Origin of the sequence: Thalassovita mediterranea (assembly GCA_019448215.1) — a bacterium.
Taxonomy (GTDB): domain Bacteria; phylum Pseudomonadota; class Alphaproteobacteria; order Caulobacterales; family Hyphomonadaceae; genus Henriciella.
In genome coordinates, this window is record CP080408.1 from 1,322,187 (window position 1) to 1,344,104 (window position 21,918).

At 60.7% G+C, this 21,918-nt stretch carries 26 protein-coding genes and 1 tRNA gene; 12 read left to right on the forward strand and 15 right to left on the reverse strand.

All coding sequences use genetic code 11. The features are described from left to right. The first annotated feature begins 31 nt into the window (after window positions 1-31). Window positions 32-1,261: an FAD-dependent oxidoreductase gene (locus KUV46_06505; GenBank protein QYJ02037.1), complete on the forward strand. Its 1,230-nt coding sequence runs from the start codon at window positions 32-34 to the stop codon at window positions 1,259-1,261. On the opposite strand, the gene KUV46_06510 is transcribed toward KUV46_06505, so the two are convergent. Beyond that, window positions 1,258-1,509, reverse strand: coding sequence for a DUF2312 domain-containing protein (locus KUV46_06510; protein QYJ02038.1), 252 nt, complete (start codon window positions 1,507-1,509; stop codon window positions 1,258-1,260). The two genes, KUV46_06505 and KUV46_06510, sit on opposite strands and share 4 nt — an antisense overlap. A 179-nt stretch (window positions 1,510-1,688) precedes the next feature. Between KUV46_06510 and msrB the strand changes: the two genes are divergently transcribed. Together msrB and KUV46_06520 are read left to right on the forward strand one after the other, a co-directional pair. Then, window positions 1,689-2,198 carry a peptide-methionine (R)-S-oxide reductase MsrB gene (msrB, locus tag KUV46_06515; protein QYJ02366.1) on the forward strand — a complete coding sequence of 170 codons (510 nt, stop codon included), beginning with the start codon at window positions 1,689-1,691 and terminating at the stop codon, window positions 2,196-2,198. A 63-nt stretch (window positions 2,199-2,261) separates the two neighbouring features. Beyond that, window positions 2,262-2,411: a hypothetical protein gene (locus KUV46_06520; protein ID QYJ02039.1), complete on the forward strand. Its 150-nt coding sequence runs from the start codon at window positions 2,262-2,264 to the stop codon at window positions 2,409-2,411. On the opposite strand, the gene KUV46_06525 is transcribed toward KUV46_06520, so the two are convergent. The 3 genes from KUV46_06525 to KUV46_06535 all read right to left on the reverse strand — a co-directional run bounded on the left by KUV46_06525 (window position 2,408) and on the right by KUV46_06535 (window position 4,413). Next, a complete protein-coding gene (locus KUV46_06525) occupies window positions 2,408-2,965 on the reverse strand; it encodes a hypothetical protein (protein QYJ02040.1) in 558 nt (185 codons plus the stop codon). The genes KUV46_06520 and KUV46_06525 overlap by 4 nt on opposite strands. Before the next feature lie 50 nt (window positions 2,966-3,015). After that, window positions 3,016-3,471, reverse strand: coding sequence for a DNA repair putative endonuclease MmcB (gene mmcB, locus KUV46_06530; GenBank protein QYJ02367.1), 456 nt, complete (start codon window positions 3,469-3,471; stop codon window positions 3,016-3,018). A 159-nt stretch (window positions 3,472-3,630) separates the two neighbouring features. Further along, window positions 3,631-4,413, reverse strand: coding sequence for a Bax inhibitor-1/YccA family protein (locus KUV46_06535; protein ID QYJ02041.1), 783 nt, complete (start codon window positions 4,411-4,413; stop codon window positions 3,631-3,633). 252 nt (window positions 4,414-4,665) lie between these two features. On the opposite strand from KUV46_06535, the gene KUV46_06540 reads away from it, so the two are divergent. Both KUV46_06540 and thpR read left to right on the forward strand, forming a co-directional pair. Further along, a complete protein-coding gene (locus KUV46_06540) occupies window positions 4,666-4,998 on the forward strand; it encodes a DUF2853 family protein (protein QYJ02042.1) in 333 nt (110 codons plus the stop codon). Window positions 4,999-5,051: 53 nt separating this feature from the next. After that, window positions 5,052-5,591 (forward strand): RNA 2',3'-cyclic phosphodiesterase, encoded by a 540-nt coding sequence (gene thpR / locus KUV46_06545; protein QYJ02043.1) that lies wholly within the window; start codon window positions 5,052-5,054, stop codon window positions 5,589-5,591. Between the two features lie 3 nt (window positions 5,592-5,594). Here thpR and KUV46_06550 read toward each other — a convergent pair whose 3' ends face one another. Further along, window positions 5,595-7,394 (reverse strand): hypothetical protein, encoded by a 1,800-nt coding sequence (locus tag KUV46_06550; GenBank protein ID QYJ02044.1) that lies wholly within the window; start codon window positions 7,392-7,394, stop codon window positions 5,595-5,597. Window positions 7,395-7,645: 251 nt separating this feature from the next. Here KUV46_06550 and rffA point away from each other — a divergent pair, with 251 nt between their 5' ends. The 3 genes from rffA to KUV46_06565 are packed head-to-tail and all read left to right on the forward strand — an operon-like array spanning window position 7,646 to window position 10,218. Then, window positions 7,646-8,779 carry a dTDP-4-amino-4,6-dideoxygalactose transaminase gene (gene rffA / locus KUV46_06555; GenBank protein QYJ02045.1) on the forward strand — a complete coding sequence of 378 codons (1,134 nt, stop codon included), beginning with the start codon at window positions 7,646-7,648 and terminating at the stop codon, window positions 8,777-8,779. A 57-nt stretch (window positions 8,780-8,836) separates the two neighbouring features. Then, window positions 8,837-9,799: a glycosyltransferase family 2 protein gene (locus KUV46_06560; GenBank protein ID QYJ02046.1), complete on the forward strand. Its 963-nt coding sequence runs from the start codon at window positions 8,837-8,839 to the stop codon at window positions 9,797-9,799. Next, complete coding sequence (locus tag KUV46_06565) at window positions 9,796-10,218, forward strand: GtrA family protein (protein QYJ02047.1); 423 nt, start codon at window positions 9,796-9,798, stop codon at window positions 10,216-10,218. Before KUV46_06560 ends, KUV46_06565 begins: the two co-directional genes overlap by 4 nt. A 189-nt stretch (window positions 10,219-10,407) precedes the next feature. Here KUV46_06565 and KUV46_06570 read toward each other — a convergent pair. From KUV46_06570 to hemC, 5 genes are all read right to left on the reverse strand, one after another. Further along, window positions 10,408-10,483 (reverse strand) — tRNA-Thr (locus KUV46_06570). 88 nt (window positions 10,484-10,571) lie between these two features. Next, window positions 10,572-12,041 (reverse strand): hypothetical protein, encoded by a 1,470-nt coding sequence (locus tag KUV46_06575; GenBank protein ID QYJ02048.1) that lies wholly within the window; start codon window positions 12,039-12,041, stop codon window positions 10,572-10,574. Between the two features lie 11 nt (window positions 12,042-12,052). After that, window positions 12,053-13,243: a hypothetical protein gene (locus KUV46_06580; protein QYJ02049.1), complete on the reverse strand. Its 1,191-nt coding sequence runs from the start codon at window positions 13,241-13,243 to the stop codon at window positions 12,053-12,055. 60 nt (window positions 13,244-13,303) lie between these two features. After that, window positions 13,304-14,020: a uroporphyrinogen-III synthase gene (locus KUV46_06585; GenBank protein ID QYJ02050.1), complete on the reverse strand. Its 717-nt coding sequence runs from the start codon at window positions 14,018-14,020 to the stop codon at window positions 13,304-13,306. Next, entirely contained in the window at window positions 14,013-14,975 is a 963-nt protein-coding gene (gene hemC, locus KUV46_06590) for a hydroxymethylbilane synthase (protein QYJ02051.1), read from the reverse strand. Before hemC ends, KUV46_06585 begins: the two co-directional genes overlap by 8 nt. Before the next feature lie 252 nt (window positions 14,976-15,227). On the opposite strand from hemC, the gene KUV46_06595 reads away from it, so the two are divergent. Together KUV46_06595 and tsaD are read left to right on the forward strand one after the other, a co-directional pair. Continuing rightward, on the forward strand, window positions 15,228-16,118 hold the full coding sequence (locus tag KUV46_06595; GenBank protein ID QYJ02052.1) for a glycoside hydrolase family 5 protein: 891 nt from the start codon (window positions 15,228-15,230) through the stop codon (window positions 16,116-16,118). Between the two features lie 45 nt (window positions 16,119-16,163). Beyond that, window positions 16,164-17,252: a tRNA (adenosine(37)-N6)-threonylcarbamoyltransferase complex transferase subunit TsaD gene (gene tsaD / locus KUV46_06600; protein QYJ02053.1), complete on the forward strand. Its 1,089-nt coding sequence runs from the start codon at window positions 16,164-16,166 to the stop codon at window positions 17,250-17,252. Between the two features lie 5 nt (window positions 17,253-17,257). Here the strand turns inward: tsaD and KUV46_06605 are convergent, their stop codons facing one another. Then, on the reverse strand, window positions 17,258-17,869 hold the full coding sequence (locus KUV46_06605; GenBank protein ID QYJ02054.1) for a TetR/AcrR family transcriptional regulator: 612 nt from the start codon (window positions 17,867-17,869) through the stop codon (window positions 17,258-17,260). 150 nt (window positions 17,870-18,019) lie between these two features. On the opposite strand from KUV46_06605, the gene KUV46_06610 reads away from it, so the two are divergent. After that, on the forward strand, window positions 18,020-18,643 hold the full coding sequence (locus tag KUV46_06610; protein QYJ02055.1) for a carbonic anhydrase: 624 nt from the start codon (window positions 18,020-18,022) through the stop codon (window positions 18,641-18,643). A 27-nt stretch (window positions 18,644-18,670) separates the two neighbouring features. On the opposite strand, the gene KUV46_06615 is transcribed toward KUV46_06610, so the two are convergent. Together KUV46_06615 and ppa are read right to left on the reverse strand one after the other, a co-directional pair. After that, window positions 18,671-19,294 (reverse strand): LysE family translocator, encoded by a 624-nt coding sequence (locus tag KUV46_06615; GenBank protein QYJ02056.1) that lies wholly within the window; start codon window positions 19,292-19,294, stop codon window positions 18,671-18,673. Between the two features lie 15 nt (window positions 19,295-19,309). After that, window positions 19,310-19,840, reverse strand: a complete 531-nt coding sequence (gene ppa, locus KUV46_06620; protein QYJ02057.1) for an inorganic diphosphatase — start codon at window positions 19,838-19,840, stop codon at window positions 19,310-19,312. A gap of 146 nt (window positions 19,841-19,986) precedes the next feature. Between ppa and KUV46_06625 the strand changes: the two genes are divergently transcribed. Beyond that, on the forward strand, window positions 19,987-20,565 hold the full coding sequence (locus KUV46_06625) for a hypothetical protein (protein QYJ02058.1): 579 nt from the start codon (window positions 19,987-19,989) through the stop codon (window positions 20,563-20,565). A gap of 16 nt (window positions 20,566-20,581) precedes the next feature. Here the strand turns inward: KUV46_06625 and KUV46_06630 are convergent, their stop codons facing one another. Together KUV46_06630 and KUV46_06635 are read right to left on the reverse strand one after the other, a co-directional pair. Further along, entirely contained in the window at window positions 20,582-21,190 is a 609-nt protein-coding gene (locus tag KUV46_06630) for a hypothetical protein (GenBank protein QYJ02059.1), read from the reverse strand. A 17-nt stretch (window positions 21,191-21,207) separates the two neighbouring features. Continuing rightward, window positions 21,208-21,870 (reverse strand): hypothetical protein, encoded by a 663-nt coding sequence (locus tag KUV46_06635; protein ID QYJ02060.1) that lies wholly within the window; start codon window positions 21,868-21,870, stop codon window positions 21,208-21,210. Between the last annotated feature and the right edge of the window lie 48 nt (window positions 21,871-21,918).

Consider the following 21,918-nt stretch of genomic DNA (forward strand, 5'->3'; position numbering starts at 1 on the left):
AGGTGAAACGCCAAGATCAGGGCGATGGCACATGCAGGTGATTGAAACGGAATGCTGTATTGCTGGCGGCGGGCCTGCCGGCATCATGCTGGGCTATCTGCTCGCCCGGCAGGGTGTCGACGTGGTCGTCGTTGAGAAGCATAAGGATTTCCTGCGCGATTTTCGCGGTGATACGGTCCATCCCTCCACCATGCAGGTGCTGCATGAACTTGGCCTGCTCGAGGCTTTCCTGAAGCGGGACTTCCAGAAGACAGAGCAGATCGGCCTCAATGCGGGCGGACGGCACTACCAGGTGGTCGATTTTAGCCATCTACCGACGGCGGCGAAGTTCGTCGCCTTCATGCCCCAATGGGACTTCCTCGACTTTCTGGCCAGTGAGGCGCGCAAGCTGCCTGGCTTCACGCTGATGATGGAGACGCGGGCCGAGCGGCTCACAGGGCGCGATGGCAAGGTGACGGGCATCTGCGCCAGCAAGGATGGCGAGGAGTTCAAGATCCGCGCGAAGCTGACGGTCGCCTGCGACGGGCGAGATTCCACACTGCGCGAGGCTGGCCGCCTGAAACAGGTCCAGCAGGGCGCACCGATTGACGTCTTGTGGTTTCGCCTGCCGCGCGATGAGAGCGAGGCGCCAGCTGAATCGCTGGGCCACATTGCGAAGGGCGGCTTTCTGGTGAGCCTTAATCGCGGCAGCTACTGGCAGGTTGCGCTGGTCATCGAGAAGGACGGGTTTGGGCGCGTCCGCGAGCAGGGGATAGACGCGTTCCGCGATAAGGTGGCGGCCATCGCGCCGGACCTTGCCAGTGCGGCGAAAGCCATCGAGAGCTTTGAGGATGTAAAGCTGCTGCGCGTCGAGGTGAGCCGCCTGCGCAAATGGTGGCGCGACGGGCTGCTGGCGATCGGGGATGCGGCGCATGCCATGTCGCCTGTCGGCGGGGTGGGCATCAATCTCGCGCTGCAGGATGCGGTGGCGACCGCGCGGATTATCGGTCCGGCGCTGAAGGATGGCAGCCTGTCCTGGTCCACGCTGGCAAAGGTGCAAAAGCGGCGCGAATGGCCTGCAGAGATTACGCAGGCCGTACAGGTGTTTGCGCATGAGCGCGTGATCATGCCCGCCATCAGCGGCAAATCATCCGGCAAGGCGCCGCTGATTGTCCGGTTGCTGGACAAGGTGCCCATTCTGAGGCGCTTGCCTGCGAGGGCCATAGGGCTGGGCCCTCGGCCTGAACACTGGCCGAAAAGTCTCAACCAGACGGGTCGTTAGACCTCGCCGAGCGCGATCAGATAGGTTTCGAGAACGGCTTCGGCCTCTTCACGCTCCTGGCGGTCCTGCTTGCGCAGGCGCACGACCTGGCGGAGCGCCTTGGTGTCATAGCCCATGGCCTTTGCCTCAGCGTAGACATCCTTGATCTGGTCAGCGACTTCTTTTTTCTCTTCTTCGAGGCGCTCTATACGCTCGACCGTGAGGCGCAGCTTTTCGCGCGCTGCGTCTGTCAGCTTTCCGTCGTCCATGACCTGCTCCGGCACGTTGAGGTTAATTTGAAGGCGGACTTCTAAAGGCTGTGGATGCCGAAAGCGACCCTTCGTTGCAGGCATTTTTTGCGCAGCTCTCACCTTTTCCACACGCATTTGTGAGTGGTCGCGGGGCTGTTCAGCGCCATATCGCAATCATGAAACACGTCTTCGCAAACATGTCGCGCCGCCGTCTGCTGCTGAGTAGCGTTGCCGGTGGCCTCCTCGCCGCGTGCACCAATGCGCGCAGCTCTGCCGAAAATCCGAGCGCCGCCGAGGCGCAGTATGCCGATACCGACTGGCGCAACCTTACCGAAGCTGAATGGCGCGAGCGCCTGCCGCGCGATGCGTTCAATGTGCTCCGCAAGGAAGATACAGAGCGCGCCGGCTCATCACCGCTGGATGATGAGAAGCGCGAAGGCACGTTCCACTGCAAGGGCTGCGACCTGCCGCTGTTCAAGTCGGAATGGAAGTATGACAGCGGCACCGGCTGGCCGAGCTTCTGGAGCTATATTGAGGGTAGCCTCGGCTTCAAGGACGACAACAAGCTGTTCTATACGCGGACCGAGTATCACTGCGCCCGCTGCCTCGGCCATCAGGGGCATGTCTTCGAGGACGGGCCACAGCCAACGGGGCTTCGCTATTGCAACAATGGCGTCGCGCTGACCTTCAAGCCAGCAAGCGCCTGATCACCCGCAAAAAAGGTACACTTTGGCCTTTCGGCCCTGAGGTTCGCCTGCTAGGCGGGCGCCATGGAAAAGCATGACAGTTTCAGGTCGTGGTGGGCCGGTGTGCCGAGCCGCGAGAAGCCGGGCCTCAGAATGCTCGGCATCGTCTTCTTTGTCGTGATGGCGGTTTCTGCGCTGGCGGCCATGATCACGCAGCTGGTGTTTGGCGGCTAACCCCCGAAAGTGGTGCCGTCGCCTTCCTCATCGGTCAGCATCGTATTTGGATTGTTTGGATCCTTGTGTTCGTAGCCGCGCTGGTCGGGGCTGACGAAAAGGTCCATCTGGCGCGGGTCGGCAGGTTTGCTCTTGCGGGCCCGTTTGCTGCGCGCATGCCGGAAGTAGAGGTCATCGGTGTGGTCGATTTCCGTCGCCTGTTTCTTCGGTTTCGGCGGCGGCGGTGGACTTTCGGGCTCTGGCTCTGATGGCTTCGAGGCTGAGGCAGCAGCCTCGCCGGTGCGCTCATGTTTCAGCTTCCAGTAGGTGACGGCAAGGACCGGCTTGCCGTCGGCATCCTCATAAATCTGGATGAAGCCCTTTGCCTCGCCGGATTCCGCTTCTTTGATCAGGCCCTGCACATCAGCCGCATCCGGTTTCAGCCACTCTGTCTCCAGCGACAGGATTGGCGTGTCACCGGCAAGGCTTTCGGCCTCATAGCGCGTGCGTGCGGCGTCCCCGCCTGCCTTCAGGGCGGCGTCTGCAGAGGTGGCGAGGGGATAGGCAAGGCTCATAACGTGTCAGCTAGGGAGTCTGTGTTCGGGCGTCCAGCCTCGCCTGCCACCTATTTGGCGGCTTCCGGGGTGAAGGGTTGATGGACATATTGCGTGGCGCGAAGGGCTGCGAGGCGTGCAAAGCGTAGCGTCATCGCCTTGCGCCGGGCGGCTGCAAGCGGCGTTGGCTCTGGTTCTCGCAGGACCGCGCCGCCAAACCCGTCGGCCACGATAAGGCCAGTCTCGTCCGGGATCAGATCCTTTGGAAAGCCATGGCTGACCGCGAAATAGAAACGGTCGCAGAAGGGGCGGTAGTCGGGCCACTTGCCGTCCGCGCGAAAGTCGGCGACGGAGCTCTTGATCTCGACGATCACGATCTCGCCTTTGGGGCCAATGGCGGCCACGTCGGCACGCCTGCCATTGGCGAGGGTCATCTCCGTTACGCCAGCGAGGTTCATCGCCCCGAAAAGACGAAGGACGCCGCGGCAGATATCGCTCGCGCAAGGGTTATGTGGGTCATAGGCCATCGCCGCGCCCGCTTCCGGCTGGTTCATGATCTGTTCTGAGATCATACCAGGCGCGGTTCAGAGTCAAGGCGAGGGTGGAGCCGCTGTCAGCCCCCTTACATGAAAAAGCCCCGAAGCGGTGGCTTCGGGGCTTTCGTCAGTTGGGTTTGACGTGATGCTCTATTCGCGTGAAGAGAGGAACATCAACACAAAGCGGAACATGTTCACGAACATGATGAAGAAGTTGAGGGCGCCCCAGTTCGTCATCACGGCCAGGCTGCGGCCATCATGCGAAAGCTGGTAATAGCCTTCCTTCAGTTCCTGTGTCTGCCAGGCGACCAGAACAGCCGAGAGCAGGGCGAAGCCGCCCGAAATCAGCCACTCCATGCCGGAAGACGCTTCCATGATGCCGAGCATCGGAAGGAACATGTAGACCACGGAGACCGCGAACAGGGCCCAGAGAGCCATGATCGCAAAGCTGCCAATGGCCGACAGGTCACGCTTGGTCGTGTAGCCCCAGAGCGTCAGCGCGCCAAAGGCCGACGCCGTGATCATGAAGGCTTTCGCGATCGTCATGTAGTTGAGCGATTGCGAGATACCGCCAGCGGTCTGCGTCGAGATGTTCGACTCAGCCATGTAGAAGTAAACGCCGAGGCCAAGACCAATGAAGGTCACGATTGCCCAGTACAGAATGGCCGATCCGGTTGGCGACGGATTCTTCATGAAGAACATGGAGCCGAAGATCAGGGCGATCGGGGCAAAAGCCACCACGTAGTAGAATGGCGTGCCAAAGATCAGCGCGGTGAGCGGGTCCCAGGTGCCGGCCGCGAAGGCGAGCACGCCGGAAAGCGCGATGCCGAGCGTCAGTTTCTGATAGACACCGAGCATGAAGGTGCGAAGCCCTTGGTCAATGCTGGCATCCATAGTCCTGCCGCGGGCGACAGATGAGTTAAAGTCGTTCATTTATCCCTCTTTCGAAAGGCCGGCATACTCTCATGCCGATTACCGATAATATGTGGGAAACACGCCCTGAGTTCAAGGCAAACCGGATGCGCTGACACACTCGTGATCGGCCTCGACTGTTGCCTTGATTTTACGCCTCTCCGGGGAAAATGGCTCAAGTCTAGTTTGACTTTCGGCATGTCTAGCGGCAGCATACGGCAACTGTCGGGGAGACAGTGGGGATACACCTAAATATTCATCGGGGGACATCTGATGGCTGACGCATCGGCGTATGCTGACAACATCAAGAAATATGCAAAAGGCTACAACCAGAAGGCCGCAGAGAAAATTGTCGGCCATCTTGGTATCGCCCTGCGCAATCGGGACTCTTCGCTGGTTTCATGCTCTGACGAGAATGAGCTGCAGCGGGTGCGCGACAAGTATTGCCGCACCAAGCTGGGCCTCAAGGAAAAGAATGCCGAAATCGACGCTGCCATCGGCAAGGTCTGCGAGACGCTGAAGCCGGAAGGCGGAAACAAGTCGCGTGTGACCTTCTACTATCTTCTGGCAGAGCATTTCGGGAAGCTGGACGAGCTCGCCGGTTAGTCCCGCGCCCCTCTGCTCTTGCTGAGGGCGGCGATTAGCTGTCAGCTGGAGCGATGATCAGACTGTTTGCGGGCTTGCCCGTCCCTGACGATATCGCCGATCGCCTCGAGCCCCTGCAGAAGGGCGTCGATGGCGCGCGCTGGCGTGATCGCAGCCACTTTCACGTCACGCTCGGTTTCTTCGGAGAGATGTCCGAACCACTTGCCGAAGAGCTCGACGCCGAGATTGGCGAGCTGTCACCGCCGCAATTTGAGCTAAAGATCGAGGGGGTTGGCTGGTTTGGCCGCAAGGAGCCGTCCTCGCTGTTCGCAACTGTGAAACGAAGCCCGGTCCTTGACCAGCTTGCCAGCGACTGCCGCAAGGCGGCGGCGCGGATCGGGCTTTCGCCCGATGCCAAACCATTCAAGCCGCACATCACGCTCGCCTATCTCAACAATGTATCGCTTGAGGCGGCCATGGCCTGGTCAGAACGCTGGCAGGTACTTCGCGCAGGGCCCTGGACGGCCGACCGCTTCCATCTCTTCGAAAGCATCCCGCGCGAAGGGAAGAAGAGCATCTACGAACCGGTCGCCGACTATCCGCTCGGCGGGTGAAGCCTAGCCCGCCTGGCTGGCTGTTTCGCAGGCGCTCCTGGCGCGGTTGTCGATCACGCGGAAGAACGGTGCTTGCGGGTTATCGCCGAAGAAGGTCTTTGGCGCGTCTTCGAGTTTCGTCGCAATGCGGTTCATCACGTCAGCACCATTGCTCTGCAGATAGACGGCCCGGCCCTCGAGCCGATAATTGTCCAGATCTGCAAAGGTGAGGATATAGTCAGCGCGGCAGAGAACAGCTTCCTCCATGGCAGCTTCGAAGCCGGCATTCATGGCCGGATCTTCAGGACCCGCCACGGCAAAGTCGTGCCACCGCCCGTCAAATTGATAGAACAGCCGCTCCGGTGGCTTTGCGCCATTCTGCACGGCATAGAGCTGGACGGCGGGCATGCGGAAGTCGTTCGCCATTTCGGCAACGATATATGGTTCGCCGGTCGTGTCGGAGAGCATCTGCCCGACCTCCTCGTGGGCCGTCACGAACCAGTCCGGATAGTTAGGTTTACGGGTTTGAGAGCGCGTATGCATGCCAACGACCACGAGGGTAAGGGCAAGCAGGGCGCTAGCGACCTGGATGCGGATGCGTTGGGTTTTTGGCAGGAAGGTCAGCACGAGCAGTCCACCGACAAGGAAGGCCGCCATTGACGGGTAATAAGGCGCTGCGACCTCAAGGATCGAGCGGGTCTTCACCGACATCCAGCCAACAACGAAGGCCAGGAATATATTCACGTAGAGGACGATGAAGATCGAGATTGATACCAGCGTCACCGTTCTCGATTTCACAGACAGCTGCGGCGGCAACGGCCTGACGTCAGTTTGCGGCGTTTTCCGGGACAGAAAATAGATGCCGGCCAAGAGAGCGGCGAAACCGACCATGATCTTGAAGGTCTCCAGTTTGGAGCTCACCCAATAGTATGAGTGCCCAAGGTCGGTAATCAGGAAGAAAGTGATGGCTGCATTGTCAACCAGGGTGGTTTGACCGTCATTTCCCGCGCCATAGAAAAGGTAGGGGTTCAGCACCCGGTTCAGCATGGAGTCGACGAACAGTCCCCAGATGAACACGAAAGGGATAAAGCTCGCGAAGACCGGGACTAGGTCGATAAAGTTTTCGCGGACAGGCTTCCTGCGAAAATTCGCGAGCCACATCCCGATTGCGGGCAGCACGATCACACCGAATATAAAGCCGAAAGCAGAGTCGCGCGACAGGAGGCAGAGGCCGGTCGTGGCACCAGCGCAGACACCATAGGCAACACGCCGCCGCTTTGTGGGCGCCTCTCCAGCGAAATAGGCGATGGTGAAGAAGAGCGCGCCGATCAGCAGGAAATAGGTGCCGGGGTCACGGCGAAGATCGAAGACGCCCAGATCCCAGTAGTACAAACCGCCCGGCACCAGGAGCAAGCAGACGAAAAGCAAAGACGTGCCCGCCGAACAGCGATACGAGCGCGCGGCGGCATACATCCCGAACACTGCCGGAATGAAGCATAGCGTGTTGTAGAGGTGGAAGGACGACATCGACTTGCTGAGGAAGGGGCTGAAGGCAAGCGTGAAGATGGATTGAAGCGGAGAGAGGGCGTCAGCAAAGGCGTATGGAATGGCCGGTATTAGCCCGTACTGGTGCACAGCATCCAGAACGGTGAAGTATCTCAGATAGGCGCCGACAGAATCGTAGTGAGGGATGGCTGCGTCATAATAGTTCGCGATGGCCCAGCGCCCGTAGGCGTAGAAAGCGAGAATAAGCAGGATCAGGAAAAAGACCGGCGCCCTGCGTGATCGCGGGTCGCTTGCTAATCTTTCAGCGTATGAACTCACCTGCTGCTCCCCTCTGAACGCTATCTAAAGTAACAGATTTCACCCTTGCTGCCCCATCAGGCAATCTGCAAGAGTTTGGCTGTTAGCGCCGTACCGGGCTCGATGCAACTTAGCCGGCTCGGGGAATTTTGTCGCTTGCAGCCCCCGAGCCTTACACATTGCGCGACGCATCGATCATCTATTTATTTGAACGCAGGATTCGCGCGTACTAAGAGGCTCGCGTACAGGGATTTGAGGATAAGCCGGGGATCATGGCGATAGTACCTTTCAACAAGCCGAAAGTTCAGGGACGGGAGATCGACTATATCCGCGAGGCCATCGAACTTGGCCAGATTTCAGGCGACGGCACATTCACCAAACGCTGCCACACCCTGATCGAGCAAATGCTCGGTGTAAAGAAGGCCCTGCTGACCCATTCGTGCACCGCGGCGCTGGAAATGGCGGCCATCCTTCTCGACCTCGCTGCAGGCGATGAAGTGATCATGCCGTCCTTCACCTTTGTTTCGACGGCGAACGCGGTTTGCCTGCGCGGGGCGACGCCTGTCTTCGTGGATATCGACCCTGACACACTGAACGTCTCTCCCGAAGCGATCGAGGCGGCCATCACAGAGAAGACGGTGGCCATCTTCGTCGTGCACTATGCGGGCGTTGTCTGTGACATGGATGCGATCAACGCGATTGCTGACCGGCACGGCCTCAAGGTTGTTGAGGATGCCGCGCAGGCGCTCGGCTCAACCTATAAGGGGCGCAATGCTGGCACGCTTGGCCTGATGTCGGCTTTCAGCTTCCATGAGACCAAGAACATCATCAGCGGCGAAGGCGGCGCGCTCTGTATTAACGACACGAGCTATTGCGACCGCGCCGAGATCCTGCGCGAGAAGGGCACCAACCGCTCGCTCTTTTTCCGCGGGGCCGTCGACAAGTATACCTGGGTGGATATCGGCTCATCCTACCTGCCCGGCGAGATTATCTCGGCCTTTCTCTACGGCCAGCTTGAAGTTGCTGACGCGGTGAGGGAAGGGCGCCTTGCTGTCTGGCATCGCTACAATGACGCGTTCAAGGCCTGCGTCCCGGCAGAGAAGGTGCGCCTGCCCTTCATTCCTGACGAGTGTGAGCACAATGCCCACATGTACTACCTGCTCTTTCCCGAGCTCGAAGACCGTGAGGCTTTCCGGGAGTATCTGAAGTCGAAAGACATCATGGCGCCGTTCCACTATGTGCCGCTTCATTCTTCCATTGCGGGCAAGAAGTTCGGCCGCACAGCCGGCGACCTCAAGGTAACGGATGCTGTATCCGATGGCCTTGTGCGCCTTCCGATGTACACGATGGAGAGCGCCGAGTGCGACAAGGTAATTGAAGCGGTCGAGAACTACTTCAAGAACTGACTGGCTTGAGCTGCGGGCACGCTGATGTCGCGCGCTACACAGGAAGAATAAAACGTCATGACCGCACCGACACTCTCAGTTGTCTCCCCCGTCTATGGTAGCCCGACATCGCTGGAGCCGCTCTGCCAGCGCGTTGCCGATGTCTGCAACAAGATGGGCATCAGCTATGAGATCATCCTGGTGGATGATCGCTGCCCGCGTGGATCATGGGAAGTCGTGAAGCAAATCTGCGCGGCGAACCCGTTCGTGAAGGGCATGCGGTTCTCGCGAAACTTCGGTCAGCATTCCGCGATCGAGGCAGGTCTTAAACATTCGACGGGTGAGTGGGTCGTCGTCATGGACTGCGACCTGCAGGACCAGCCGGAGGAAATCCCGAACCTGTTCGAGGCGGCGGAAAAAGAGGATGCGAAAATCGTCCTTGCCCGCCGCGCTGAGCGTAATGACAGCCTCTATAGGCGCGCTATTTCTGCGGGCTATTATGGCCTGCTGAGCTTCATGACTGGAAAGCCGCTTGATGCGAGCGTCGCCAATTTCGGCCTCTACCATCGCACCGTCGTCGATGCCTATTGCAGCTGGGAAGAGGAACAGAAATACTTCCCGGTCATGATCCAGTGGATGGGATTTGAGCCTGTCTACCTCGACGTGGCGCATAGCAAGCGCAGCGAGGGCAAGTCATCCTACACGCTCGGCAAGCTGCTGAAGCTTGCATCGGATGTGGTCTTCTCATTCTCCGACAGGCCGCTCTGGATCATTGTCACAATCGGTCTGATCATCGCGGCGATAACATTCGTGCTGTCGATCGTCACTTTCATCCAGGCGCTGATGGGTGAGTTTGATGTCTCCGGCTATCCATCGCTTATCCTGTCGATCTGGTTCATGGGCGGGGTGCTCATCTGCAGCGTCGGCCTGACGGGCATCTATGTCGGTCGGACATTGCGAGAGGCGAAGGCCCGCCCGTCCTATATCGTCGCGGACTATCTCAATGATGTTCCCGGGTCGGACAAACCAAACCCGCGATGATCGCCGCGTTATTCCAGAAACTGAAATCATCGCCGACGAGCGGCGCGCTGATCCGGTACATCGTGGTCGGCGCGTCGATGAACCTGCTCGCGGCGGCCATCGTGTATTTCCAGAGGATACTGGGCGTCCCGCATGAAATCGCCTTCGCGGTGACGACGGTCGGCAGCCTTCTACTAAACTTCTATCTGCAACGTTCCTTCGTCTTCAGGAGCAACGCGGCAATCGTGCGATCGCTGATCCTCTACACGCTGCTTTATGTGTCGAGCTATCTTCTGCAGATCTCAATCTATCCCGTGTTCGCGACCATCCTCGGATGGCCGGAAATCCTCTCAGTGTTGTTCACTGTAGGCATTGCGGCAGTCTACTCGTTCGCCGTGCTGTCGCTGGTCGTCTTCAAGCCGTCCAAGGAGACGGACTGAGCGGGTTTGGGAGCAGCCGTGAAAGCGATTCATACATGGGTGCAGCCACGAAACCGTATCAGACCCGGAAGCCCCTCCCGGGGCATTTTTCACCGAATTTTGGTCCCCCGCATGGCGGCTACCGCCGCATTCATTTCCTATTTTTGGTCCACTGGACCAAAAATTTTGCGGAGCAAACCGAGAAATGAATGGTGCCGCCTAGGTGACTTGAACACCTGACCCCCGCATTACGAATGCGATGCTCTACCAGCTGAGCTAAGGCGGCTATCCGTTGGAAGGCGCCTCAATACCGTCAAGCGTGCCTTTGGGCAAGTGGACAATTCAGGGCGGCGCAGCGCGTCTCTATTGCGGCGTCAGGCCTCGTCCTGCTCACCGTCGCGGACATAGTCGACTGGCGGCTCTGTCATCGTGCGGCCTGGCTCGCTGGCAGGCGGCAAGGCCTTTTGCGGTTCGGTCTGGCGGGTGCGCACCGCAGCGACGGGGGCAGGCAGAGCGATATAGCGGCCCGCCTCAAGCTCACGGCCATAGGATTCATAGCGCGGATGGATCAGCGTGCCCGCATCGCCGAAGGCATAGACAAGACGCGCCCAGTCGCGGCGCGAATAGTCAAAGGCCTGCCCGTTGGGGTCGATATCCGACCACTCAGCCTCTCTTGAGGCCGTGATGGCCATTCGGCCCCAGCGGTCGGCTTCGGAATTGTCGCCATAGCCGCGAAGGGCCTGTTCCAGCAGCAGGCAGAGGCGCGCTGTTGGCTGTTCTTCGACCAGCGGGGCGAGTTCCTTGATGGCGGCGATCCAGTCGCGCTCTGCCATCGCGATCTCTGCCTTCAGGATGCGGCTCTCGCGTGCATCGGGATTGGTGTCGATCAGGGCGCGGAGGCGCGCCGACTGCGTCTTTGGCGTGTCTTCGGGGTCGAGCCTGCGGCTGAGATGGGCGAGCGCGGGATGCGGGCTGGAACGCCAGCCGAGTTCGAGAACACCCTGCGCCGCTTTCACCTTGCCTTCCAGCTTGAGCTGGCGCGCGCCATGATAGGCGGCAGGCGCAAAAGCTGGGGAGGCGCGCAGCGCATCGGCAAGCAGCTTCTGGGCATCGCGGCGTTCTGCATTCGGCATGCTGGTCGCGTGCGCTGTGTAGAGCACTGAGCGCCTGCGGCGGAGGCTGTCGCCAGAGATCAGTCCGCGGCGCTCTCCGATGGCCAGCGTTTCAACGGCGTCCTGCCAGTGGCCGCGTGCGACCTGACTGTCGAAGAGCGAGGTGAAGGGCCAGTCCGCAGCCGTTTTCAATTCGAGCGCTTCACGGGCTCGTGCTTCGGCGGCGGCGGTATCACCGCGCTCTGTGGCGGCGATGGCTGCGCCGCGAAGGCCTGCAAGTTCGCCGCCCGGCAGGCGGGAAAGCTGGCCCCAGGCGCGTTCGGCGCTTGGCCAGTCTTGCGCGATCTCGGCTGTACGTGCCTCGAGCAGGAGCTTCAGCCGCTCATCGTCTGCGTGCTGGGCCGCCCGGCTCGCATATTTGCGCGACAGGCTGATATCGCCAGCTTCGGCTGCGAGAATGCCGTCAGCGAGCGACCGGTTGGCGCTGCGCTTCTTCGAGTTGCGGCGGGCCTGTCCAAAGCGTTTCGGCAGCTTGATCAGCCCTGCGAGCGCGGCCCAGACGAGCGCCATCACCGCGCCGAGCAGGATGACGCCAAGGATCGCGACAACAAGCTCGATGCTGATCGTGTCGGCGCCGAGCGTGATGACGACATTGCCAGACAGGCCGGACGCCCAGAGGACGATCAGGCCAGCGACGACGATGAGACAGACGATGAGGAAGAGAGCTATCATTGGAAACTTATCTAGGGGTTTTGCGCGGCAAATTCGAGGTGAAGCGTATCAATTGCTTCGCGCGCTTCGATCCGGTTGCGCGCGTCAGTGAGCCAGCCTGTATAAACCGCGAGGCTTTCAGTTGGCAGGCCTTCGAGTGCGGTGACGGCTTGCTGCAAGTCACCACCCTCGAGCGCGTCTTCGGCTTCGAAGAGGATGGCGGGAACGACGCTATTGCCGCCGCCGCGGCGGATAGACACCATGTCACCGAAGAAGGTATCAACCCAGCCCGGCTCACCCGCCGCTTCGCTGTCCCGGTCGAGCGCGTCATCCTTCAGGGCCTCGAAACGCGTCTGCAGCGTACCCATGCTTGGGACGGGGCTGCCAGACAGGCGTGCCAGCGTGGCAGCGGCCTCGCTTGAAGGCTGCAGCTCCTGAAGGCGTTGGGCGGATGTTCTGAAATCCGCCCCGGTTGTGATGGCGTTTTCAATCGAGGCGATGGCGAGCGCGCTCTGTGCGGCTGTCGTCGCAGAGCGGCGCGCGGCGTCTGCCTGGGTGGCTGTCTGAGCGCAGGTTTCCTCCAGCGCGGACTGCGCCGAGGCGAGCTGCTGGATACGCGAGCGCAGGCTGGAGACTTCCTGGCGAAGGGAGGCGAGCTCTGCCGATGTCGGGGCGCTCTCACTGTCGAGGGTCTGCAGGGCCGCTTCCAGATTGGCGATCCGCTGCGGGTCGATTGAGGAAGCTGTCTCCGGCTGGTTCGCCATTTCCTCTTCGACCGCATCGATGCGGGCGGAAAGGTCAGCGATCGCGTCTTCATCCGCCGCGCTGCTTTGAGCAGGTGCGTCGCTTTGCGGGGGCGTTGAGCGTAGCGCGTCGACAGTGCCGCTCAGGCCGTCGATTTGCGCGGTCACATCAGACAGCCGCTCTTCGAGTGCGTCGATACGGTTGGCGAGGTCGGTCTGCTGGTCGGTCAGCGCGGCAATACCGGTGGCTGTGTCGTCTGGCTGCAGGCCTTTCTGCAGGAGGCCGGATGACCAGAGGGAGAGGCCAAGCGCGCCAAAGGCGATCAGCATCACGAACAGGAGAGAGAGCCAGCCCGGGCCGCTGCTGGACGTCTTACGGGCAGGCGTGTCTTCGGTGCGGCCCTCCTGCGCAGCCTCATGCTCTGCCGGTTCGAACTCGGCATCGATCGGGTCTGTGGTCGGGGTCTGCGGATCACTCATTCGGGTTCATCCTGTCGGCTCCGGGCCAATCGGTCCAGATGCCCTTCAATGTATTGCCGCTCAGCGCGCGGCAAGCAAACGGTCCAGCGCTTCCAGAAGGTGCGCTTCGTCTGGATGGTCAGCAATTTCAATCTGGTCCTTACCGCCCTCACGCAGGGGTCCGGCCGCCTGCTCTGAGATCGCAACGTACGAGACGCGCTGAAGGTCCAAGCCCACGCTGAGATCCATGAAAGCCCGCGCACCTTTTGCAGAATGGAGGAGGACGATAGAGGGGCCGCCCGCGATTGCCGAAACCGCGTCCGGGTGCAGCGCTGGCGCGTTGGTCGCCTCATAAAGGGCGAGGAAATCAACCTCGAAACCTTCATGTTCAAGCGCGGCTTTGACGATGCCTTTTGCCGCAGAATTGGCGACGTGCAGGAGGCGCTTTGACTGACCTGCGGGCCAGTGATGGGCAATGTAATGGGCAAGGTCTTCGGCATTGCCGGATGACTGGTGCACGGGGCTGTAGCCCTCAAGCAGGGCTTCTGAAGCCGTTGCAGGGCCGACGCACCATGCAGGCAGGTCACGCGCTTCGGTTTCCGCCGACAGGAAACGCACCCCGTTGGCGCTGGTAAAGATGAGCCCGCCATAGACTGAGAGGTCCGGCAGTGAGGCTTCACTGCGAGACAGCTTGATCGCCGGCGTCACGATGGCGGTCAGGCCACGTTCTTTCAGGGCCTGCGCGGTCTGGTCTGCGCCCGGCTGGCTGCGGGTGACGATGATGGGCGTGCTAGTCATCTTCAAAGGCTGGCAGGTCACCGCCAGCCGCTTCGCGGATGCGCTGGCCGATGCTGCGGCCAAGGCCTGCCAGTGCCTCGTCGGTCACCTCGCCTGACAGCGCGTCCGCCTGCATCCAGCGGCGCGAACCATCAGGCTCCAGCACCTCGCCATCGAACAGCCACTTGCCGTCTTCCAGCCGGGCATGGCCGCCCATGGCCGTGCGACAGGAGCCGTCGAGCTCAACAAGGAAGGCCCGCTCTGCCAAGGCGGCGAGGCGGCTCTGCTCATGGTTCAGCGATTTTATGAGGTCGACGACGGCGGGGTCGAGATCATCCGGACGTGCGGCGACCGTGATGATGCCCTGGCCTGCAGCCGGGATCATGTCGGTGATCGGGACCGGCACAGCCACATGTGTCATCTCGAGACGCTCAAGACCCGACATGGCGAGATAGGTTGCGTCAGCGAGGCCGTCCTCGAGCTTTTTCATCCGGGTCTGCACATTGCCCCGAAAGGTGACGATCTTGAGGTCGGGCCGCATGGCCAGCGTCTGGGACTCGCGGCGCAGGCTCGCCGTGCCGACGGTGGCGCCCTCTGGAAGGTCGCGCGCGCTTTTGACGCCGTTCAGAGAGATGAAGCCGTCGCGCGGGTCTTCGCGCTTTGGAAAGGCGAGCAGGGCCTGACCATCTGGCAGAGCGCCTGGCACGTCTTTCAGGCTATGCACGGCAAGATCGCACCTGCCTTCGTCAACGGCCTTGTCGATTTCCCGCGTGAAGAGGCCCTTGCCGCCTGCATTGATGAGGCGCTGGGTCGTCAGCTTGTCGCCGCCCGTCGTGAAGGTCACGATCTCGCAGGTCACCTCACCATTGCTGAGGCGTTCAAGGTCTGCGCCCACCTGTCTTGCCTGCACCAGGGCCAGCGGAGACCCTCTGGTGCCGATTTTCAGTTTTAGCTTGGGGGCAAGACCTGCGGGCATGACATCTCCAGATTGTGATCGATTGCCTGCTACAGATTAAGGCGATGGCAGGCAAGACAGGGCTAAGCAGTGAAAGCTGGCACGATGTGTGCGCCAGTTGATATCAGGAATACCCTGTAGAGGAGACGGCCCATGTTGGTCCGCTTTGCCAGTTCCGCTCTCGTTTTGACGCTAATGGCGTGTACGGAGCCGTCTTCATCAGCAGCCCCGCGCGATGAAATGCGCGTGCCAACATCTCCTGTGCAGCGCTGCATGAACCTCGGCGGAGCCCTGGAAGCGCCGAACGAAGGCGACTGGGGCTATACGATCCGGGCAGAGGACCTTCAGGCCATCAAGGCGGCTGGCTTCGATACGGTGCGCCTGCCCGTGCGCTGGGACGTCCATGCGATGCAGCGAGAGCCCTATACGATCCGCCAGGGCCAGATTGACCGCGTGAAGGAAGTCATTGCGCAGGCAGATGCCGCAGGCCTCCAGATCATCGTCGACCTGCACCATTATAACGACCTCATGTCGCGCCCTGATGCGCACTATGAGCGGCTCTTTGCGATGTGGCGCCAGATTGCCGAGGCGCTTCAGGATGCCCCGGAAAGCGTCATCCTCGAGCTTCTGAACGAGCCGAATGACAAGATGACGGTCGAGCGCACCGATGCGGTGAATGCAGAGCTTCTCTCCATTGTGCGCGAATACCATCCTGATCGCTGGGTCGTGGTGGGCAGTGCTGGCTGGGGCTCACTCTCGGCCCTGCTGGAAAGCAATCCGCCAGAGGATGACCGGATCATCCTGACCTTTCACAGCTATGAACCCTATGATTTTACCCACCAAGGCGCCTTCTTTGCCGACCCGCCGCCGCCAACGGGCACACGCTGGGGCACGGTGGCGGAGTATAGCGAGATCAATGCAGGCGCCGAAGCGGCGGCCCGGTTCGCAAGCGAGCAGGGCCATCCCATGCTGCTGGGTGAGTTTGGCGTCTATGAAGAGGTGCCACTGGAGCAGCGCGCCGTCTGGACGCGGGCCATGCGCAAGGCGGCAGAGGACCGCGGCATAGGCTGGTGCTACTGGGACTTCGCGACCACCTTCAAGGCCTACAATCTTGAGCGGGATGAGTGGATCTACTCAATCAAGAGCGCGCTCCTCGACAACTGAAGCGCCAAGCTTCCGATTTCAGGCTGTGCGTCTTAAGTGAGGGCCATGACCTCTCACACGGTTCTTGGAATTGAAACGAGCTGCGATGAGACCGCAGCAGCTGTCGTGCGCCTGAAGAAAGGGCGCGCCATGGTCCTGTCCGAGGTCGTACGCTCTCAAGTCGAGGCGCATGCGCCCTATGGCGGTGTGGTGCCTGAGATCGCGGCACGCGCGCATGCTGACATTACCGACCAGATCGTTGAGAAGGCGCTGTTCGAAAGCGGGCTGAAGCTGTCGCAGCTGGACGGCATCGCGGCTACGTCGGGCCCGGGGCTTATCGGCGGGGTCATGGTGGGAATGATGACGGGCAAGGCGCTGGCCCTCGCGTCCGGCAAGCCATTCCTGCCTGTAAACCATCTCGAAGGGCATGCGCTCTCGCCGCGCCTCGCTGAAGACTGCCCATTCCCGTATCTCCTGCTACTCGTGTCCGGTGGGCATTGTCAGCTCATCGAAGTGAATGGGCTTGGCGACTATAAGCGCCTCGGGACAACAATCGACGACGCAGCCGGTGAAGCATTCGACAAGCTTGCGAAAATTCTCGATCTCGGTTTTCCCGGCGGGCCGGCGGTGGAGAAAGCGGCCAAAGATGGCGATCCAGAGCGTTACAAATTGCCGAGACCGCTTTTGAACAAGCCCGGACTGGATTTCAGTTTTGCGGGTTTGAAGACGGCAGCTGCGCGCATCGCTGAGCAGGATGATTTCTCAAGCTGGGACATTCCGGATTTGTGCGCGAGCTATCAGGCCGCGATAGCCGCTTGCCTGGGATCTCGAACTTTCCATGCCCTGTCGGTATTTCGCAATGGCGCACCGGAAAGCCGTCTGGTCGTCGCCGGAGGCGTTGCCGCCAATCAGGCCATCAGGCAAACGCTCGAACGCACGGCGCATGCAAAATGGGCGACACTTATTGCGCCGCCGCTTCGTCATTGCACGGACAATGCAGCCATGATCGCGCTTGCGGGCGCAGAACATCTGGCCGCTGGCAAGGTGGATCCAGATGCGATGAGTTTTTCGGCACGTCCGCGCTGGCCGCTTGATGAGGCAAGTGCGCTGGCCGACCCGGCCTATGGCGGCGGGAAGCGCGGCGCGAAGGCCTGAGACCTTTAAGGCTTCAGCAGCTGAATGAGATGGGCCGCCTGGTCGCGGGAGAAGCCCTCTTTCAAAGGCGCGCGCATGACAATCAGATTGTGCCAGGCCGGTGAGATGAGCAGGTTCACCGCTTCATCTATATCGTAATCTCGCCGGATCAGCTGTTTTGCCGCCACCTCCGCCAGGATGAGCCTGAGCGGCGCGCGGATATTCGCCTTCATCCAGTTGCGCCAGCTTTCGCCAGCCGCCTTTTCGTCGGCGGCTGCGATCAGCGCGCCGCGTAGCACAGCATGACCATTGCCGGCGCGTGTCAGTGTCTCGATCGGCAGGATAAGCGCTGCGATACGCTCGACTGGATCGGTTTCAACGGCCTGTGAGACAGCAGGCAAGAGGCTGATTGCGGCCTCAACGCACATGCTGCCAGTGGCCGGCCACCAGCGATAGATTGTCTGTTTGGAGGCATGCGCCGTGCGCGCTACGCTATCGACACTGAATTTGCGCCATCCAGAGCGCACCAGTTCCTCGCGCGTGGCTTCAAGGATGGCGACCCTTGAGGCTTCGCTCCGCCGAGGCCCCTGGCGACGGCGGGCAGGTTTTGGCTTTTTCGCAGGTGTTTCTTCAGTCATCCACCCATTCCCAGGACCCGAGCCGTGAAGCCTATCTCAATCAATAGAGTTTTCAAAAGGATTGATCGCAAGTTTAAATTTTGCCGCATTGGAAGTTGCCGATAGTGGCAGTTCTGACTAGGTGCGGATCAGACAGAGTGAGTAATCAACATGCGTTCACCAGAAGAATTGATTGACGGGTACCGGTCATTCCGGCGCGGAACTTACAAAGAGCAGGCAAAGCTCTATGAGACGCTGGGCCAGGGTCAGAACCCGAACATCATGCTGATTGGCTGCGCCGATAGCCGGGCTGAACCAGCCGACATTTTCAGCGCCGCGCCGGGCCAGCTTTTCGTGGTGCGCAATGTCGCAAACCTTGTCCCGCCTTATGAGACCGGTGGTGGCCAGCACGGTGTCAGTGCTGCGCTGGAGTTTGCGGTCACGGCGCTGGAAGTCGAGCATATCGTGATCATGGGGCATGGCGGCTGCGGCGGCGTGCAGGCTTCGCTCTCTGCGGCCAAGGACAAGCCTGTTGGACAGTTCATCGCGCCCTGGGTGCGACTGCTGGACGAGGCACGTGACAAGGTGCTGAATGCAAACCCGGAAGACCCTCAGCGCGCTCTGGAGTTTGCGGGCGTTGAACAGTCTCTCAAGAACCTCATGACGTTTCCTTTCGTCGAGGAGCGCGTGAAGACGGGCAAGCTGACACTGCATGGTTCGTGGTTCGCTATTGCGCTCGGCCAGCTCTACTGGCGCAGCTCGACCACGGGCGAATTCGAGCTGGTTGACGCCTAGACCAATTCCGCTTTCAGCGGAAACGCTCTAGGGCTTGCTGGTCGCCCAGACAGCGAAGGCAGCCGAACCGACCATGAGGGTCGCGGCCCCGATATTGAACCAGCGCGCAAAGGCCGGGTCGCTGAAACTCTTGGCCATTCGGTCAGCCGCAAAGGCATAGACGAACAGCCCCGTCATCTCGCTGACCGTGATCGTGGCGACCATGATGGCGATTTGCGGGGCAAGCGGCCTCGAGGCGTCGAAGAAACCCGGCAGAAGCGCGCCGAAAAAGACCAGCGCATTCGGGTTTGCGAGTTGTAGCCCAAAGCCCCTGCCGAACAGGGCCGCACGCTTGGGCATGGCTTCGCGGGAGAGGCGCAGATCCCGCGCCGCTCCGCGAACCAGACCATAGGCCAGCCAGATAATGAAACCGAGGCCCGCGAGCTTCAGCGCCAGAAAGGCGAGCGGGAACTGCGAGGCAATCGCCGCTGCGCCAGCGGCGGCAAGGCCGATCCAGACAAGGTTTGCTGTCGACACACCGATTGCAGGCAGCATGGCTGGCCGCACGCCGTATCTCAGCGATGAGGAGACGACCAGCATGACTGCTGGTCCGGGCGTCAGCCCGCCGGCGAAGAAGAGGCCGACCAGTGCCAGCCAGACCGAAAGTTCCAAACCGGCTCCTGATGTCTAGCTGGATTTTGCCCGTTCGATCGACTCCCGGATGAGCTCGCGCGCCTTGTCGACGCCTTCCCAGCCGCGCACCTTCACCCACTTGTTGGGCTCAAGGTCCTTGTAGTGCTGGAAGAAGTGGGTGGTCCGGTCGATCAGCGTGTCGGGCAGATCGGTATAGTTCTGCACCTTCTCATAGAAGCGGGTGAGCTTCTGGTGTGGCACGGCAAGGATCTTCTCGTCTTCGCCGCCATCGTCTTCCATCAGGAGCACGCCAATCGGACGGGCACGGACAACAGCGCCCGGCACCAGCGCGCGCTGACCAACCACCATGACGTCGATCGGGTCGCCGTCGAGGCTGAGCGTGTGCGGCACGAAGCCGTAATTACACGGATAGCGCATGGACGTGTAGAGATAGCGGTCGACGAACATCGCGCCGGATGCCTTGTCGATTTCATACTTGATCGGCTCGCCGCCCAGCGGGACTTCGATAATGACGTTGAGATCGTCTGGCGGGTTCTGGCCAACGGCGATTTTGGTAATGTCCATGGAGGGCTCCGAAGGGCTCTGATAAATTTGAATGTTGCACTGCACAGACTGGTTCGGCGCGTCAAGTTTTTGCTACCTGTACATGCAGTTTGGCAGGTCAGGGATTTGGTCTTAAGACTTGCCAGAGAGGATCGGGAGGCCCGCACATGACTTATCGCCGTTTCACCGTATTGATCGCGAGCGCAGCAATTTGCGCCGGCGCAGCGAGCGCACAGAATGTGAACCGCGCCGCTGAGCAGACGGCCGCCTGTCTTGAGATCGAAGATGCTGCTGCGCGGCTAAGCTGTTTCGAGACGGCTGCCCGGGAACTCTCCAATGCGCTGGAAAGCGATGAGGCGGCAACGCCTGCGCCTCAAGCCCAGACGAATGAGCCTTCGGTTCCGTCCTGGGCCCAGGCGCCAGAGCCGGAGCCAGAACCAGCGCCAAAAGCTGAAGATGATGATCGCAGACCTGTCTGGGCGCGTCTCATGCCGCGCCCTGACCCGGAGCAACTGGACGATTCAATATCTGTTTCGGTGACACGCATCCTGCGTAATGCGACCGGGCGCCACTTCTTCATCATGTCGGATGGGTCTGAGTGGGAGCAGGTCGCGCCAGGTGGCGTGAAGCCGCCTTCGTCCCTGCCAGCCGCCGCGACGATCAGCGACTCGCTGGTGGGCAATAATCCAGGCCTGACCTTTGATGATGGCCCGAATGGCCGCTACCGGGTGCGCCGGGTAAAATAGGCCGGGCGAGACCGCCTCAGCGCTTGCCGAAATTGAAGCTGATGGAAATGCGGGCCTCTTCCGTGCGGCTCGCCATGACTTCATGGCGCAGCCAGCTCTCCCACATCAGGAGCGTACCGGGCTGCGGGTCAATGTAGACAAACCTGCTCTGGTCCTCGGCGACGTCATCGCGCAGCGGCGGGGCGGCCATCATATTGGCGAGCCTTGGATCCTCGAAACGGATTGCGCCAGCGCCTTCAGGTACTGCGATATAAAGCGTTCCGGAAAGTATGCTGCCCGGATGGATATGGCCGGAATGATGTCCGCCTTCCCCCAGAATATTGATCCAGAGCGCATCCAGACGGATGTCGCGGCGCTCTATTTCCCAGCCAAGTTCTTCTGCGAATGACCCTGCCTGTTTGAGAAGCTGCTTCTCAAGCGCCGCAAAGGCTGGCGCGCGCTTCGGCAGATCGTTGAGGGATGCGTAAGACGTGTAGCCGGGATATCCCTTCTCCTCGCACCAGCGATGGCCGGCCTCATCGCCGTCCTCCAGCATCCAGCAGGCCTCCTCCAGCTCACTGAGTTGCTCGGTATCGTCGATTGCGGCCTCGTAGAGGCGCGTCGGGAAAAGGTGTCGCGTTGGCATTGGGGTTCGCAGGGAAGCTAGGTCGTGAAGTCGTCGGAAACGGGCGGCTTGGAAAAGGCGAGGGTGCCCCCCGAACGGCAGTCTTTTCGCCGCGGCTCCACTTTCATCAGAGTTACATTACTGGCGAGGGTTTCCCGGCCGCCATCGGGCTTCTCCAGGATGACTTCAGTGCCTGGCTGGAGGCTGAAGCCGATTCCTTTCATCTTGGGAGCAGCAAAAGACATGAGCCCGGCCTGTTTGCGGATTGCGGCATTTGCCTGTGACAGGGCCGTGCAGACATCTTCCATGGCAATCTCGTCGCCGAGTTCCAGCGTCGGCAGCAGTTTCATCGAAACATTGCCGCGTCCCGCCGGAAGGTCGGTCATGATCATGGGGTTGCCGGGAAGAAGGCCGACGATCTGGTCCATATCGACGAGGCCGTCATCTGTGCGCGTGATTTCGACATTGCCGCTCTCTCGCTCAACCCACAGACGGAAATCGTTATCGGCTTCGTCGGATGCGTTGAGCGCATAGGTCAATTCAAAGTGAGAGCGCTTGTCCTGATCGAGCGCGAGATAGTCTTCAAACATCGGGAAGAGCCGCGAAAGGGGGGCGGCCTCTCTCGGTGGGCCAAGCTCTGCCAGAGCGGGCAGGCAGAAGGTCGTCGCAAGGGCGGCGGCGAGCGCGGTTGACCGGAACATATAAGAAGACCTCCCTGCAGTCCCCGCCACTATCAGGTTGGGGTGCAG